Consider the following 15,850-nt stretch of genomic DNA (forward strand, 5'->3'; position numbering starts at 1 on the left):
ACAAATCCGAAAAAGACGGCAAGCGGCATCGCGATATTTCCGATCACTACAATTCCCGTAATGATAACAGCCAGATTTTTCCAGTACTGATTGTATTTCGGGTTATTCAGTCCGAGCGACTGAAACATGCTCCAGATTCCGTGGTACATGTGGAGCCCGAGCGCCAGCATCGAGACAACGTAGAAGGCAGTAACGTACCACAATGTGAAACTCGATATCACGTTGTGAAATACGTCTCCATGTCTGAAATCAGGGTTCACAGTGCCGAATGTGAAATCCAGCAAGTGATAAATGATGAAGAGGAGCAGGATGGGACCGCTCCAGCGCATCGTCCTTGAAGCATAGTCGGAAGCGACCGGCTCCCACCTTTCGTAGCTTTGCGACCGGCTCTGCCAGCTCATCCGCGACAGTTGATACGCCGCAACGATGTGCAAAATGACTGCGCCGAGCAATACAGCGCGCGCAAAATAAAGCAGCGCAGGATATTGCCGGATCAGGGCTGCATAAGCATTCAATTTTTCCGCGCCCTGGAAGACCTGCAGATTACCGACCATGTGCCCGATCACGAAGGCGATGCCTATCATGCCGGTGACCGCCATGATTGCCTTTTTGCCGATCGAGGAATGATAAATAGCCAGCGCGCGATTCATCTGAGTGTACCTTTATTTACCGCCAAGGCGCCAAGTCGCCAAGGAAGAAGATGAATTTATATCACAAGTTAAAGATAAGACGATGCAACGAAAACGGGTGTGAAGCGGGTGAGAAAGTTAGTTTTCCAGCAGTTTTTTACGGACATCGTCCGGGACCGGCATCGCTTTTTCTTTGCCGTAATCGTAGGTTACCTGAATCGTTTTTCCCTTTGCTATCAATTGCCGGGTAACACTGTTGTGAATTTCGTAGTCCCACACGAAGCTTGAATTTCCAATCGAAGAAGTCCAGATACTCACTTCGAGCTCATCGCCAAAACGCGCAGCAACTTTATAATCGCACTCCGCATGAGCAACAATGAATCCAAGCTCGCCAAGCTCACGAACTCCAAATAGTTTGATCCAGTATTCGGTTCGCGCGCTTTCCATGTAAGTGAAATAGACAGCGTTGTTGACATGTCCGAGCGCATCGATATCGCGGAAACGCACCGGGAATCGGATTGTGAAACGGGCGCTCATTCCAGATTCATTGCTTTGCGCAACTGGTTCATCATCTGGGACCTGCGGTCATACAAACGTTTGAGAGTGCGTGGTTGTTTTTTGGCAAGAGAATACGCGGTTAGTAGTGGCAGCGCGATTGTCGTATCCGTGTAGCAAACCACCGTGTTGGGCAATTTATCAGGATCGACTTTTCCCCAGGAGACGGCTTCACCGGGTGTTGCGCCGGATAGACCGCCCGTATCAGGACGCGCGTCGGTGAACTGCAGATAATAATCGTGCCCTTTTTCCTGGATACCCAGAACCTCTTGAAGCTGAGGTTCCGTTTGCAACACAAAATTTTTAGGAGAACCGCCGCCCAGCATCAATACGCCGCTCTGACCTCCATGCATTTTTGCATTCAAAACAATGGAAGTCGTTTCATTCACATCTTGATTCGGATCCATCACCAATTTATTCCCTTTCAACGCCACACCGGCTATGTTCATTCCGATCGAGCTATCGCCAGGAGAGGACGTGTACACCGGTATTCCGCATTGATAAGCAGTAGAGAGAACCGATTTATGCTGATTCAACTTTTTTTCGCGTTCGGTTAAATACTTGCCGACAAGATAATGAAACTCAGCGGTACCCATCGAGCGCTGAAACTCTTCACCGCTGACCAATTTTACGTAGAACTGATCGGTGGAAAGGAGGACATCATATTCAAAAAGGATGTCATAGATGCGAACGATTCCCTCCTGTCGTAATTTCACATCGTCCACAAAAGGTGTGCCTTGATGCATGTTTAAGCCGAGCGCAAAGTGTGTATCGTGATAGAGATTGGCCCCGGTGCTTACCATCCAATCAATGAAACCCGCTTCCATCAACGGGATCAGACAGGACATGCCCAGACCGGCAGGCGTCAAAGCTCCGGTAAGACTCACACCGACCGTCACATCGTCCTGCAGCATTCTTTCGGAGAATAGCTGGCATCCCTCTCGTAAACGGCCAGCGTTGTAAGACAAAAATGCCTGATCGATTAATTCCGTAACAGAAACATTGGAATCGATTTTCTTTGGCGCGATTTTCTTACCGGGTATTTTTGTCATCAGTTCTTGCATCCGCAACTGCCAGGACTGCAACAGCAGCCACCCGATTTGTAAAGTGGAAGGGATGGATAATTCTCTTTGGAGGACGTTCCCATCCCGAATCGCGAATACTGTTTCTCCAAACGTTGACCGTTGCAAACCGGACAGAGAATGGACTCTTCCTTCTGAACTATTTTTTCAAAAGTCTCCTGACAATCGGCACACACATATTCGAAAATGGGCATTTTTGAATCACCTCTCCAATTGGTTTGCACATGAATTATAAGACATCAACGCAATGGCGCAAAGACGCAAAAAAGATGTCCTTTGGAGAGTACATTGTTCGCCGTATCAAAATAGTAATCTATTTAGAATAAATGACTTAAGTAATTGGCACAACCTTTGCTCACACAACCATCGTCAGGAGGTTCACGATGTTACGGAAATTAAGTGTTTTGCTTTTGGGAGTAATGCTTCTGGGATTTGGAGGCTTAGCCTCAGCAAGCTCCGGATTCTCCCTTTCTCTTGGAACTGACGACTTTTATATGTCAGTTGGAAACTACGATTACTTACCCTATACCCTTCCCTATTCATACAGGACACCACGCATCAGTTTTCATAACGTGATGAGTGATTACGGGGCCTGGGTAACGGTTGCTCCGTTTGGTCAGGTCTGGAGACCTTATGTCCACCATGGTTGGCGTCCTTTTACACAGGGACACTGGAACTACACCAGCTACGGTCCGACATGGACCGGCTATGAACCGTGGGCATGGGTCGGTTATCACTACGGCAACTGGATCTGGAGCTCACGTTTTGGTTGGGTCTGGATTCCCGGCTATGACTGGCATCCAGGTCGAGTAATTTGGAGCCATGGCTACGACAACATCGGCTGGATGCCGGCGCCGCCTCATGGATACGATTACTCGCGTGGATATCTCGATTACCGTGGATCGCACAATCAATTCGACTACTACGATAACGACTTCGATGACTACTATGACGATGATTACTACGATGACGATTACTACGGTGATCCTTACAACTCAGGTTATGGTGACCTGTTTTATGGGTCCGGTTACAGAAACATTGTTGTAAACCTGTGGATCTTCATTGACACGCGTCATTATGGTTACAGCAACTATTCCGATTGCTATCTGGATTCCGATTACACAAGAGCGCTCTTTGACCGCAGGCGCGTACGGATTTCTTCGCGACCGCTGCAAAGAACAACTCTGGAACGGATTGTGAAACGGAGGATCAACGAAACTCCTGTTCAGGTTCGCGAAATTGAAACGAACAACCGCAGGGTGAAAGTGGTGGTCCCGTCCGGTGAAGAAGAAAACATCCGCCGAAATGCGAATCGTGTTGTAAAGAATGTGATTGCTCCTGCATTTGCGGAAAAGAAACGGAACTTTAAGGGACTCCAGGCGGAGAATGCGCCGGTTGTAAACAAAGTCTTCAAACAGGAAAACAAGCAGCCGAAGATCAAGAAGCTGACCGAAGAGGAAGTGGTTCGTGACGCGATCAATCAGCAGAAGAACGTTGAACATCAGCGCAAGAATTTTGTTCGTGAAAAAACGGAAAAAGTGATCCGAACGAATCCGCCTGAAACTGAAAAGAAGCGCGAAACCAAAGTGGAGCATAAAGAAAAAGACGTTCCTTTTGGAATCGGTAGAAACAGGAACACGGAAGACCGGGATTCGCAGTTAAAGTCCGTGCCGGTCAAAAAGGAACGGGAATCCGATGCCGTATTGAAACAGCAAAAGAATCGCGAGATCGAATTCAAGATGAAACAGGACCGTCAGAAACGCGATGCCGAATTCGAAGCAAAGCAGAATCAACAAAAGGAGCGCAGGAAGTTTGAAGCAGCCCCTATTCCGCAGGAGAGGAAAAGGGGCTTTGAACGAATGAAGCCTGTAGAAAAGAAAAAGGATATGGATTTCGAGCGGCCCAATATTGATTCTGGAAAATCGAAGCAAAGGGATCGAGTGATTCAGGAACAGCCTGAACCGCTCCAACGGACCCGTCCGGAACCGGCGGTCGAAAAACATTACGGCAAAAAACAAGATCAGGAAAGTGAAAGAAAGAAAATCTCTCCCCGCGAAAATCAGGAAGAGGTAACCTCAAAGGAACAGAACGATGAGGAGAGAAAACCGAAGAAACAGAAAAAAGAGGACTCAAAGAGAAAAAAGCACAACCAGGATTAAAATCGTCGACGCGTGGCGCGTCGATGCGTTCTACGTGTCGGCGCCTCCGCGTGTCTCGGCGTCAAGAGAATCTTCCGTAGTACATCAACGTGTTGTAACCCATGCGGATCGTTCCGTTTTGCTGAAATCTCTGAAACAGAATTTTCAAGGCATCGATCATGTCTTGAAAATTGGTGTGCCCTTCCATCGGCATATAAGAACAGGACAGCACTCGTCCCTTGAGCCCTTCAAAATCGAAAACCTGTTCGTTGTCAAACATTTTGAAATGGAACGACTTGCCTCCGAAAAATTCTTTTAGTGCTTCTTTGGTGATGTTACGATGGTCCACAACGTCGTAATCGATTGCATAGGTTTTCAGAAAGTTTTCATAAGCGTTTGCAAAAGACGTATCCTGACGCCGGTCATTCCAGAGTAGAACCACCCAGCCACGGGAACGCAGAATCCGCAAGAATTCCAGTTTGCAAGCTTGCCGGTCGAACCAGTGAAAGGCTTGTCCTGCAACGATGAAGTCGACGGAATGATCTGGAAGGCCGGTCTCTTCCGCTTTGCCATCCATGCTGTGAAAGTCCGGATAGGCAGACAGATATTTTTCCGCGGCCTGTCTCATCTCCGCGTTTGGTTCGATTCCGAATACTTTGTTTCCGGCAGCCAGAAACAATTCAGACGATATCCCGCTTCCGGATCCGATATCTGCGATCACAGATGAGCTTTGTAGGTTGAGTTCCCACTGTAGAAATTCCAGAGCGTATTGCGGATAACGTGGCCGATGTTTGATGTAATGTTCCACGCGGCTGCTAAACCGTTTCAACGGATCCCTTTCCATGATTAATTTTAACAGAGTAGCGCGGGCGTCCCGCCTGCGAATTGCCGGCCAGAGGCCCGCGCTACTTTGTTAAACTGCATCTGATTTATCACGTGAGACCGTTATGATATGATTTCCCACGCCGCGAAACTACTATGTTTTCCAAATCTATCGAGAAGGAATTTCAGGAACTTTTGCAAAAATATCCCTCGAAAAGGAGCGCTCTCATCCCTGCTTTGTACATCGTCCAGCGGGAGATGGGATTCGTGAAACCGGAAGGCATTGAATACGTTGCCAAACTGTTGGGTATAAGCGCCGCTCAGGTCATGGAAGTTGCCACTTTCTACACCATGCTTTTCTTGAAACCTGTCGGAAAAAATGTGCTGTGGGTTTGTCACAACTTGAGCTGCAATCTTTGCGGCGCCGAAGATGTGATCCAGCATCTGGAAAAGTCACTCGGAATTCGCGCAGGCGAAACAACTGCTGACGGACTTTTCACTTTACTCCGCCAGGAATGTCTCGCTTCCTGTGATACGGCGCCTGTGATGCAGGTCAATGACGATTATGAAGAGAACCTGACACTAAAACGTGTGGACGAAATCCTGGACAAACTCAGGAGCCTGAAAGAGGCTTAATCATGGAACTGGCTTTTTTCATTCTGTTCGCGGTCTCTGCCGTTCTTTCCGCTTTGAGCCTGATTTTGCAGAGGAATCCCATCTATAGCGCCCTTTCGTTGATCGTAGTGATCGCTAGCATGGGAGGACTTTTCCTGCTGTTAAACGCGAATTTCATTGCGATCCTTCAGATCGTAATCTACGCAGGCGCTATCATGACACTCTTCCTTTTTGTAATCATGATGGTGGATGTTCGCGAAGAAATTTCCCCCTCGTGGAAAATCCACAGTAAGGCGTCCCTGCTCATTCTTCTCTTGATCGCAGGAGTTACAATCTGGGCCGTTTCATCAGCGGATTCGCAGATTGTTCCGCTTATGACAGATTTCAGCGTGAAAAGTCTGGCCCGTGAGCTTTTTACGGCTTACGTCTTCCCATTTGAAGTGATTTCGATTTTGATCATTTCCTCTGTCGTTGGCGCATTGTATATTGCGCGCAAGGAAGAAACATGATTCCGCCTGCTTTCTATATCATCCTGAGTCTGGTGCTCTTTTTGATCGGAGTGCTTGGAATCCTGATCAGGAGGAATCTCCTGGTGCTTTTCATGTGCATTGAGCTGATGCTCAACTCCGTCAATCTGGCGCTCATTACCTTTTCCCGGGTGTTTCAGAATCTGGATGGTCAGATTTTGGCTTTTTTTGTGATCACGGTAGCCGCAGCGGAAGCGACCGTCGGTCTGGCAATTATCCTACTCGTTTATCGCAGCCGGAAAGTTGTCGAGATCGATGAATTGAAAAGCATGAGAGGCTAGCTTGGTTGAACTGCTGCTGTTTCTGGTCATCATCGCGCCGGCAGCAGGTGTGCTTCTGATCGCTTTTGCCACTCATCGCAACGGTCATCTTTCTTCCTTGATCTCCTGCTCCTCCGTGGGTGTGTCCTTTCTGTTTTCTCTTTATTGCGTGTATTCACTCATGCAGATGAGTCCGGAACATCGCGTCATCGATGTGGATTATTTTCCCTGGATTCAGGCCGGCAGTTTTTTCGCTCCTTTCGGACTCCACCTCGATCCACTTTCCGCTGTGATGATCCTGGTTGTGACAGGCGTCGGTCTGCTCATCCATATTTATTCGATCGGATACATGCATGGAGACCCGTACTACAGCAGATACTTCGCCTATTTAAATCTTTTCATTTTTTCCATGTTGATTCTGGTGCTGGCAAACAATTATGTATTGTTATTTGTCGGCTGGGAGCTGGTTGGCCTTTGTTCTTATTTGTTGATTGGTTTCTGGTTTGAAAAGAAAAGCGCCGCCGATGCAGGTAAGAAAGCATTTATCGTAAACAGGATCGGTGACTTCGGTTTTCTCATCGGGGTATTTACAGTTTTTGTAGCGTTTGGATCCGTCACCTTTCGCGAAGTTTTTGCACGCTCCTCTACAGTAGCGCCTGCGGTGATTACTGCCGCCTCCTTGTGGCTTTTTTGTGGAGCGATAGGCAAATCGGCGCAATTCCCTCTGCATGTTTGGTTGCCCGATGCGATGGAAGGTCCGACTCCCGTTAGCGCTTTGATTCATGCCGCAACGATGGTAACCGCCGGTGTCTACATGGTGGCGAGATCCTTCCCGCTATTCTCACAATCGGATGTTGCTCTCGTCGTTGTGCTGACAACCGGAACGTTCACCGCGATCTTTGCAGCTTCTATGGCCCTGGCGCAATACGACATCAAACGGGTGATGGCGTATTCGACAGTATCGCAGCTTGGATACATGTTCATGGCGCTTGGAGCGGGAGCTTTTTCGGCAGCAATTTTTCATCTAATGACTCATGCCTTTTTCAAAGCGTTGCTCTTTCTGGCGTGCGGAAGTGTGATGCATGCGATGGCAAACGAGACCGATTTTCGAAAAATGGGAGGGCTCTGGGGACCGCTTCGCAAGACCGGACAACGTTTCTGGATTGGCGGACTTGCTCTTGCAGGCATTCTCCCGTTCGCCGGCTTCTGGAGCAAAGATACAATTCTGCTGGGCGCCTTCAGCATGGAACACGGAAAATGGATCGTTTGGTCAATCGGACTGATCACCGCTTTCCTGACTGCCTACTACACATTCCGCGTGATTTTCAGAATCTTTCACGCTGAGCCTGAGGATGCCCATGTTGTCAAACACGCTCACGAATCTCGTCAGGTCATGCTCTTCCCATTAACCCTGCTGGCTCTGCTTTCCATCATTGGAGGATGGGTCGGCACGCCATGGATGAATGCGTTCGGACATTTTCTGGAGCCGGTCTTTGACACGCCGCACCATAAAATCAACATGGGCACAGAAGTTAGTTTGATGTTGGCCGCGCTAATTGTTGCCGCCGGCGGAATCTATCTCGCTTACCAGATTCATTACAAAAAGCCCGAAGTGCCTGCGCAACTTCTCGCAAGCAAGCCTTACCTGGCGCGGATTCATCAGATCCTGTATCGCAAATACTACGTGGATGAGATTTATCACGCAATTTTTGTGCGGCCCATTCTGTTCCTTTCAGAGAAACTCTTCTTCCGTGTTATCGATGTCAACATGATCGATGCGTTTGTGAATGACATTGGCGCAATACTGCGAAGCACCGGTGGCGCATTTCGACGTCTCCAAACCGGGGATGCCCGCGCCTATGCCGCCGCAATTTTGATCGGAACACTCGGCTTGCTGGCATATTTCGCCTGGATGGTTCGATGAACAATTTTCCGTTCCTTTCGGTTGTGGTGTTTTTGCCAATGCTGGGTGGAATCGTTCTGCTTTTCTGGAAAAACGCGAGCGCCGACCGAATTCGCAACGCCGCATTGCTCATCTCGCTAGTTGATTTTCTTGTATCACTCCCTCTTTACATCTGGTTCAATGCATCCACAATTCAGCCACAATTCGTAGAACAGCATCCCTGGATCCGTTCAATCGGAGTCGAATACTACATCGGAATCGATGGTCTCAGCCTGTTCCTTGTATTGCTTACCACGTTCCTGACGCCGCTTTGCGTGTTGATTTCCTGGAATGACATTCGCGCGAAAATGAAACAGTTTTACGCCCTGCTTCTAATGCTGGAAACCGGAATTCTGGGAGTTTTCGTTTCGTTCGATCTGTTTCTCTTTTTTCTTTTCTGGGAAGCGATGATGATTCCGATGTACTTCCTCATCGGAGTCTGGGGCGGCCCGAATCGCATTTATGCAGCCGTAAAATTTTTCCTGTACACGATTGCCGGGAGTGCCCTGATGCTGGTTGCAATCGTATTCCTCTTTAACTTGCACGAAGCGCAAACGGGCGTTGCGACTTTTAATATCTTTCAGCTCTACGGAACCGATTTGCCTGCGCATCAGCAATACTGGCTCTTCCTGGCATTTTTCGTGGCGTTTGCGATTAAAGTCCCGCTCTTCCCGTTTCATACCTGGTTGCCGGACGCGCATACGGAAGCTCCCACCGCCGGATCCGTGATTCTGGCAGGCGTGCTTTTGAAAATGGGTACCTACGCGATTCTGCGTTTTGCAATCCCGTTGTTTCCGGAGATGGCGGGAAAATTCGCGCCTTTGATCATCATTCTCGGATTGATCGGCATCATTTACGGCGCACTGGTCGCAATGGTTCAACCTGATGTGAAGAAACTCGTTGCCTATTCGAGCGTCAGTCACCTCGGCTTCGTGATGGTCGGAATGTTTGTTTTCAATGAACAGGGGCTGCACGGAGCAATTCTGCAAATGATCAATCACGGACTCAGCACAGGAGCGCTCTTTCTTCTTGTGGGAATGATCTATGAACGGCGCCATACGCGCATGATTTCGGAATTTGGTGGAGTAGCGAAATCGATGCCGCTCTTCTTTTTCTTTTTCTTGATTGTCCTCCTATCTTCCATTGGATTGCCACTCCTGAATGGGTTTGTCGGCGAATTCCTGATTTTGCTGGGAGCATTTCGCGCGAAAGCATGGATCGCGATTGTCGCGGCAACCGGAGTGGTCTGGGGCGCTGTCTACATGCTCTGGATGTTCCAGCGAATGATGTTCGGACCGCTGGATAAAGAGGAAAACAAGAATCTCAAGGATCTGGACCGCAGAGAAATCGCGATTCTCGTTCCAATCGTGCTCGCGATGTTCTGGATCGGAATCTATTCCAATAGTTTCTTGCGAAAAATGGATACTTCCGTTGAGCAATCTCTAAAACAAGTGAAGAAAGAACAAATCAGCGTCTCCCCCCTCCTTATGAAGGAGGGGGTTAGGGAGAGGTTGGAAATGCAGCGAACACTGAATCAACCCCCCTCTAACTCCCCCCTTCATAAGGGGGGAGGATCCCGCGCGCATAACAGACTATGAATACGCTTTGGATTATCTCACTACCCTTGATGCTCTTTGTGGGAGCGATTATCGTAATATTGCTCGATGCTTTCTTTGCGCAATCAGCCCAAAAGTCCTACCCATTCACAATTCTGGTTCTGGTCGCGGCGCTTCTGACCGCGCCGTTTCTTTGGGCGCACCAGGGAGCGGCCTTTGATGGAATGATCGTTCTGGATTCATTTAGTTTGCTTGCTTCCTTTCTCTTTTGTCTGGCCGGAGTGATCACTTTGCTGTTACTGCATGACAGTCCGCTTTCGACAGCCCCGTTCCACTGCCTTTTATTGTTAACCCTGGTTGGCATGATGCTTCTTGTCAGCGGCGCAAACTTCCTGGTCCTTTTTATCGGTTTGGAGATTCTATCACTTTCCGTATATGTGCTTGCTGCATTTGCTAAACGGGATCCACTCTCAGCCGAAAGCGGCATGAAGTATTTTTTGCTGGGTTCCTTTGCATCGGCCTTTTTCCTGTACGGCGTCGCTTTTATTTACGGTGCTACCGGCAGCATTCAATTGAACATAGTTGCCGAAGCAATCGCAAAATCTGATTTTGCCAATCGCACTTATCTGTATCTTGGATTGGTTTTCTTGCTAGTTGGTTATGGCTTCAAAATCTCGCTTGCGCCATTTCACATGTGGACACCTGATGTTTATGAAGGAGCTCCAACTCCGGTTACTGCATTCATGGCAGCCACTGTCAAAGCCGCCGCTCTTGCAAGTTTGATTCGTGTGTTCCTGGTTGCGTTCCCTTCGGAGACAGTTTCCCAGTTCTGGATGCCGATGATCTGGATTCTTGCCGTTGTCACAATGTCAGTCGGCAACTTGACAGCCATCTGGCAGAACAATTTGAAACGATTACTTGCATATTCAAGCATCGCACACGCGGGTTACATGTTACTTGGATTGCTCGCCGCGCCTGATCAGGCTCAGCAAAGCATTGTGTATTATTTTGCAGCCTACATTTTCATGAATCTCGGCGCGTTTGCGGTGGTTGCTTATCTGGAAAAAAGCGCCGGCATTTTGAATGTGGACCAATATCAGAGTCTAGCCTACACGCGTCCGGTTCTCGCTTTTTGCATGATGTTGTTTCTGGTTTCACTCGGTGGCATGCCGCCTACCGCAGGATTCTTCGGCAAATTCTATCTCTTTCGGGCGGTGTTGCAGGAAGAACATGTGTGGGCCGTTGTTTTTGCAGTTCTGAATAGCGCCATCTCTTTTTACTACTACCTGAGAATTGTGATTGCGATGTTCATACCCGAAAAGGAAGCCGCAGTTGTTCCAGTTTCCAGAATTGCACTTCCGTTGATTGTCACGTTGATTCTCACCGTTTGGGGAACAATCTCATTGGGCCTCTTCCCCGGCTTTTTTCTGGAACTGGCTCGCGCTGTCTCGCTATTGTGAGAATAGCAAAGGCGATCGCCTCTTTTTTCTACGTTGGATTTATTCCTGTTATTCCAGGAACTTTTGGGTCACTCGCCGGTTTGATTTTGTATTTTTTACTTCAAACGATTCCATACTGGCAGGTTTATCTCGGTGTCGTGGTAATCGTAACTTTTGTAGGAGTCTGGTCTGCCGGAAAGGCGGAGAAGGAATCAGGAATTGTGGATCCTTCGTTCGTTGTGATTGATGAAGTTGCAGGACAGCTGATCACTCTTTTTTTGATTCCGCCTCAATGGTTGTATGTTCTGGGTGGATTTCTCCTGTTCAGGTTTCTGGATATCGTCAAGCCAATTCCGGCGCGACAGGCGGAACGCTTGCCTCATGGATGGGGCATCATGAGTGACGACGTGCTCGTTGGCATTTATGGTTGTATCTTGATGCATGGCGGCGTTTACATCTGGGAACGTCTTTTTTAACACAGAGGCACAGAGTCACAGAGAAAAAACGCTTAAAATCCTATACTCTAACTTTGTGCCTCTGTGTCTCTGTGTTTAAGAGCTTATGATTAGAGCAGAAATCATTGCCATCGGATCGGAGCTTCTGAGCCCGTTCCGTTCAGACACAAACTCACTTTACCTGACCAGATCTCTTGAAGAACAGGGAATCCGTGTTATCGCAAAAACGATTGTTGGAGATGAACTCGATTCTCTGGTCTTTGCATTCGGAACCGCCTTCCAGCGTGCCGATTTAATTCTATGTTCCGGCGGACTGGGACCCACCATTGACGATCTGACGCGCGATGCGCTTTGTTCATTCCTGCAAATACCAATGAATCTGGATCCACATCTTCTGGCAGAAATCGAAGAACGGTTTCGTAAATTCGGACGCAAGATGCCGGAATCCAACCAAAAACAGGCGATGGTTCCGCAGGGCGCTGTCTCGTTACCGAATCATCACGGATCCGCCCCCGGAATCTACCTGGAAGCTTCCGGCAAACAAATATTTTTGCTTCCCGGTCCGCCCTTCGAATTGGAACCGATGTGGCAAAAATATGGCTTGCCTTTGCTGCGAAAAGAACAAGCGTATCAGCGAAAAGTTTTTCGCATCGGAATGCTGCCGGAATCGCAAGTAGATGAAATGCTCAAACCGGTTACAAGTTCCTTACGTGACGTACAGTACACGATTCTTGCCGCGCCTTCCGAGATAGAAGTTCATTTGCTTGCTCAGGAAAATGCAGCTGATGAGCTCGTGAGCGCATCGGCAGAGGTACGCGCGATTCTGGGACACTGGATTTACGCTGAAGATCTGGAAACGATGGAAGCGGTGGTTGGCAGACTTCTAAAACAACGCGGCCGGCGAGTTGCGGTAGCTGAGTCCTGCACGGGAGGTCTGCTCGCAGAAAGAATCACAAACATCGCAGGAAGTTCGGAATACTTTGATTGCGGGATCGTAACCTACAGCAATGAAGCCAAAATGAAGCTCCTGAATGTTCCGGACGACCTGATTCGATCCTTTGGCGCTGTCAGCGAACCGGTAGCCCGGTCGATGGCTGATGGAATTCGCGCGCTGGCAAAAGCCGATTATGGTCTGTCCATTACGGGAATTGCGGGACCTGATGGTGGCACAGTGGAAAAACCGGTGGGACTGGTCTTCATAGGCTTGTCCGGTGAAAAAGAAACATCGGTAAAGGAATACCGGTTCATTGGCAGCCGGGCGCGAATCCGTTTTTCATCCACGCAGGCCGCGCTCAACTTGCTGAGATTAAAACTACTTGAGTAAGAAACGCTTATTCGTTGCAATCGGATTACCCGAATCTATTCGGGGTGAATTAGAACAACTGCAGAAACAACTGAAACCTTTTGCGCGCGATGCGAAATGGGTCAACATTTCCGGAATTCATCTCACCTTAAAGTTTTTGGGTTATGTCGATCCGGCTCAACTCACGGAAATTACAGACGCTCTGGCCATCGCGGCAAAGGATCAATCCGTTCTTTCCATTCAAGCCAGCGGATGCGGATTTTTTCCAAACGCTCGCAGACCAAATGTTCTATGGGTGGGAGTATCTGCTCCCGAATTGCTTCCGTTACAGCAAAACGTGGAAGAAGCGATGTCCAAATTGGGATTCGAAAAAGAAAATCGCGCATTCAGTCCGCATTTAACCCTCGCGCGATTCAAAGAACACAGGGGACATTTACTTCTGGCAAATGAAACGGAGAACCTCGCCGGCAAAGATTTTGGCGGCTTTACCGCAAACAGCTTTTCACTATACGAAAGCATTCTTCGACCGCAAGGCGCCCAATACCACATCCTCCAAGATTTTTTGTTGAAACCACAGATAAACACAGATGAACACCGATAAAATCTAAATCAAAATCTGTGTTTATCTGTGTTCATCTGTGGATATAAAATGCATTTCCTTGTTTTTATCGGTGCTTATCTACTTGGCTCCATTCCGTTTCCTTACTTACTGGCGAAGTTGAAAACAGGGCGGGACATCCGCGAGATGGGAAGCGGAAACGTAGGCGCCACAAATGTAATGAGGACGGCGGGCAAAACAATCGGCCTGATCACTTTGATTTTAGACGTCGCGAAAGGAGCAACAGCCGTACTTCTGGGCCGCTATTTGCTTGAGGGCACGGTCTGGGGCGCGATTGCAGGGTTCTTTGCAGTGCTGGGTCATGCTTATCCGGTTTTTCTTGGATTCCGCGGCGGGAAAAGCGTGGCCACGGGCGCGGGCGCGTTTCTCATCCTTTCTCCTTTGGGAATCCTTTGCAGCATCGCCCTCTTCATCCTTGTTCTTGCGATTGTGCGGATCGTATCGGTAAGTTCAATACTTGCATCCGGAATGTTTCCCGTTTTCGCGTGGCTGTTCAGCGCGGAGCAGGAGGTTGTGATCTGGGGCGCGATTTGTGCCTCCTTGATTATTTTTCGTCATCGTCCCAATATTCAAAGGTTGATCAAGGGAACAGAAAAAAGATTGGGCGAACCAAAAAATGTCTAAGACAATCACTGTGATCGGCGCGGGTAGCTGGGGAACCGCTCTGGCGATCCATGCGCAGCAGTGCGGCCATCGGGTGCGTCTCTGGGTGCATAGTCCGGACACCCTGCGTGCGATTCAAGAAGAACGAGTAAACAACATCTATCTTCCAGGATTTCCATTGCCGGATGAAATCGAGATCACATCGGATGAAACCTGTGTTGTTAACTCGGACTATTCGCTGCTTGTTGTGCCCTCCATGCATTTTCGAACCACATTCAAAAAGTTTCAGGATCACTGGAAAGCGGGAGCGATTCTGATCAGCTGCATCAAAGGAATGGAGCCGGAAACCTCAAAAAGAATTTCCGAAATCACTCAGGAGATGAGCGGCGATCAATTCCAATTTTCCGTGCTTTCCGGTCCGAGCTTTGCAAAAGAAGTAGCGCAACACCATCCGACTGCGGTTGTCATAGGAACGGAAAACCGTGAAATCGGGAAACAGATTCAAAATGATTTGCGTTCCCACTATTTCAGACTTTATTACAATCCGGATGTTTTAGGCATCGAAGTAGGAGCAAGCATTAAGAACATCATTGCAATCGCCGCAGGCGTTGTCAGTGGACTTGGGTATGGCTACAATACACTTTCTGGTTTGATCACTCGCGGGCTGGCCGAGCTGAATCGACTTGCGGTCCGTCTCGGCGCCAATCCGGCGACGCTTTCGGGTCTGGCCGGCCTGGGTGATCTGATTTTAACGTGCACTGGCCATCTCAGCAGGAACCGTCATGTGGGGATCGAGCTTGGCCGGGGAAAGAAGATTGAAGAGATTGTCAGTCAAATGCGGATGGTTGCCGAAGGTGTTCGCACCACGAAGGCGATTTATCAGCTGGCTGAAAAATTAAACGTTGCGATGCCCATTACTGAGCAAGTGTACAGGGTCATTTACGACGCGCATGACCCGCGCGCCGCGATCTTGCAATTAATGTCCCGGGAGTTGAAAGAGGAATGATCGTTTTAAAGGAGATCCAGAAAGCGCTGGCAGAGGAAAGCCTGGATGGCTGGCTTTTGTATGATTTTCGCGGAAGCAACGTCATCGCCCGCCACATCGTAAAATTGGGCGACAAACTGGCGACCCGCCGGTGGTTCTATTTTATTCCTACTAATGGAAATCCAACGAAGATCGTTCACGCGATTGAGGCAGAAACGCTCGATCATCTACCCGGAGAAAAGTTCATTTTTCGAAGCTGGCAGGATCTTCATCGGATTCTGTCGGAAACGTTAAAAAGCAAACGTGCAATTGCGATGGAA

Annotated in this window: 17 protein-coding genes; 13 read left to right on the forward strand and 4 right to left on the reverse strand. The window is 48.6% G+C overall.

All coding sequences use genetic code 11. The features are described 5' to 3' along the window. The 3 genes from L0156_17640 to speY form a co-directional block, all read right to left on the reverse strand. On the reverse strand, positions 1 to 650 hold a 650-nt coding region (locus tag L0156_17640; GenBank protein MCI0604814.1), incomplete at its 3' end, for a succinate dehydrogenase cytochrome b subunit. Between the two features lie 117 nt (positions 651 to 767). Then, positions 768 to 1,166 carry an acyl-CoA thioesterase gene (locus L0156_17645; GenBank protein ID MCI0604815.1) on the reverse strand — a complete coding sequence of 133 codons (399 nt, stop codon included), beginning with the start codon at positions 1,164 to 1,166 and terminating at the stop codon, positions 768 to 770. Next, positions 1,163 to 2,236: a deoxyhypusine synthase gene (speY, locus tag L0156_17650; protein ID MCI0604816.1), complete on the reverse strand. Its 1,074-nt coding sequence runs from the start codon at positions 2,234 to 2,236 to the stop codon at positions 1,163 to 1,165. Before speY ends, L0156_17645 begins: the two co-directional genes overlap by 4 nt. A gap of 413 nt (positions 2,237 to 2,649) precedes the next feature. On the opposite strand from speY, the gene L0156_17655 reads away from it, so the two are divergent. After that, on the forward strand, positions 2,650 to 4,425 hold the full coding sequence (locus L0156_17655; GenBank protein MCI0604817.1) for a hypothetical protein: 1,776 nt from the start codon (positions 2,650 to 2,652) through the stop codon (positions 4,423 to 4,425). A 61-nt stretch (positions 4,426 to 4,486) separates the two neighbouring features. Here the strand turns inward: L0156_17655 and L0156_17660 are convergent, their stop codons facing one another. After that, positions 4,487 to 5,248 carry a class I SAM-dependent methyltransferase gene (locus tag L0156_17660; protein ID MCI0604818.1) on the reverse strand — a complete coding sequence of 254 codons (762 nt, stop codon included), beginning with the start codon at positions 5,246 to 5,248 and terminating at the stop codon, positions 4,487 to 4,489. A gap of 134 nt (positions 5,249 to 5,382) precedes the next feature. Between L0156_17660 and nuoE the strand changes: the two genes are divergently transcribed. From nuoE to L0156_17720, 12 genes are all read left to right on the forward strand, one after another. Continuing rightward, positions 5,383 to 5,862, forward strand: a complete 480-nt coding sequence (gene nuoE, locus L0156_17665; GenBank protein ID MCI0604819.1) for an NADH-quinone oxidoreductase subunit NuoE — start codon at positions 5,383 to 5,385, stop codon at positions 5,860 to 5,862. A 2-nt stretch (positions 5,863 to 5,864) separates the two neighbouring features. Continuing rightward, positions 5,865 to 6,350, forward strand: coding sequence for an NADH-quinone oxidoreductase subunit J (locus L0156_17670; protein ID MCI0604820.1), 486 nt, complete (start codon positions 5,865 to 5,867; stop codon positions 6,348 to 6,350). After that, positions 6,350 to 6,649 (forward strand): NADH-quinone oxidoreductase subunit NuoK, encoded by a 300-nt coding sequence (gene nuoK, locus L0156_17675; protein ID MCI0604821.1) that lies wholly within the window; start codon positions 6,350 to 6,352, stop codon positions 6,647 to 6,649. The genes L0156_17670 and nuoK overlap by 1 nt, the downstream gene beginning before the upstream one ends. A gap of 1 nt (position 6,650) precedes the next feature. After that, positions 6,651 to 8,552 (forward strand): NADH-quinone oxidoreductase subunit L, encoded by a 1,902-nt coding sequence (nuoL, locus tag L0156_17680; protein MCI0604822.1) that lies wholly within the window; start codon positions 6,651 to 6,653, stop codon positions 8,550 to 8,552. After that, positions 8,549 to 10,168: an NADH-quinone oxidoreductase subunit M gene (locus tag L0156_17685; GenBank protein MCI0604823.1), complete on the forward strand. Its 1,620-nt coding sequence runs from the start codon at positions 8,549 to 8,551 to the stop codon at positions 10,166 to 10,168. The genes nuoL and L0156_17685 overlap by 4 nt, the downstream gene beginning before the upstream one ends. Beyond that, positions 10,165 to 11,586 carry an NADH-quinone oxidoreductase subunit N gene (locus tag L0156_17690; protein ID MCI0604824.1) on the forward strand — a complete coding sequence of 474 codons (1,422 nt, stop codon included), beginning with the start codon at positions 10,165 to 10,167 and terminating at the stop codon, positions 11,584 to 11,586. The genes L0156_17685 and L0156_17690 overlap by 4 nt, the downstream gene beginning before the upstream one ends. Beyond that, positions 11,583 to 12,041, forward strand: coding sequence for a phosphatidylglycerophosphatase A (locus tag L0156_17695; GenBank protein MCI0604825.1), 459 nt, complete (start codon positions 11,583 to 11,585; stop codon positions 12,039 to 12,041). Before L0156_17690 ends, L0156_17695 begins: the two co-directional genes overlap by 4 nt. An 85-nt stretch (positions 12,042 to 12,126) precedes the next feature. After that, positions 12,127 to 13,344, forward strand: a complete 1,218-nt coding sequence (locus tag L0156_17700) for a competence/damage-inducible protein A (protein MCI0604826.1) — start codon at positions 12,127 to 12,129, stop codon at positions 13,342 to 13,344. After that, positions 13,337 to 13,924, forward strand: coding sequence for an RNA 2',3'-cyclic phosphodiesterase (gene thpR / locus L0156_17705; GenBank protein MCI0604827.1), 588 nt, complete (start codon positions 13,337 to 13,339; stop codon positions 13,922 to 13,924). The genes L0156_17700 and thpR overlap by 8 nt, the downstream gene beginning before the upstream one ends. 48 nt (positions 13,925 to 13,972) lie before the next feature. After that, on the forward strand, positions 13,973 to 14,566 hold the full coding sequence (plsY, locus tag L0156_17710; GenBank protein ID MCI0604828.1) for a glycerol-3-phosphate 1-O-acyltransferase PlsY: 594 nt from the start codon (positions 13,973 to 13,975) through the stop codon (positions 14,564 to 14,566). Beyond that, positions 14,559 to 15,551, forward strand: a complete 993-nt coding sequence (locus L0156_17715; protein MCI0604829.1) for an NAD(P)-dependent glycerol-3-phosphate dehydrogenase — start codon at positions 14,559 to 14,561, stop codon at positions 15,549 to 15,551. The genes plsY and L0156_17715 overlap by 8 nt, the downstream gene beginning before the upstream one ends. After that, a partial coding sequence (locus L0156_17720; protein ID MCI0604830.1) for an aminopeptidase P family protein occupies positions 15,548 to 15,850 on the forward strand: 303 nt, incomplete at its 3' end. The genes L0156_17715 and L0156_17720, both read left to right, overlap by 4 nt.

The organism is bacterium (assembly GCA_022616075.1).
Lineage (GTDB): Bacteria > Acidobacteriota > HRBIN11 > JAKEFK01 > JAKEFK01 > JAKEFK01.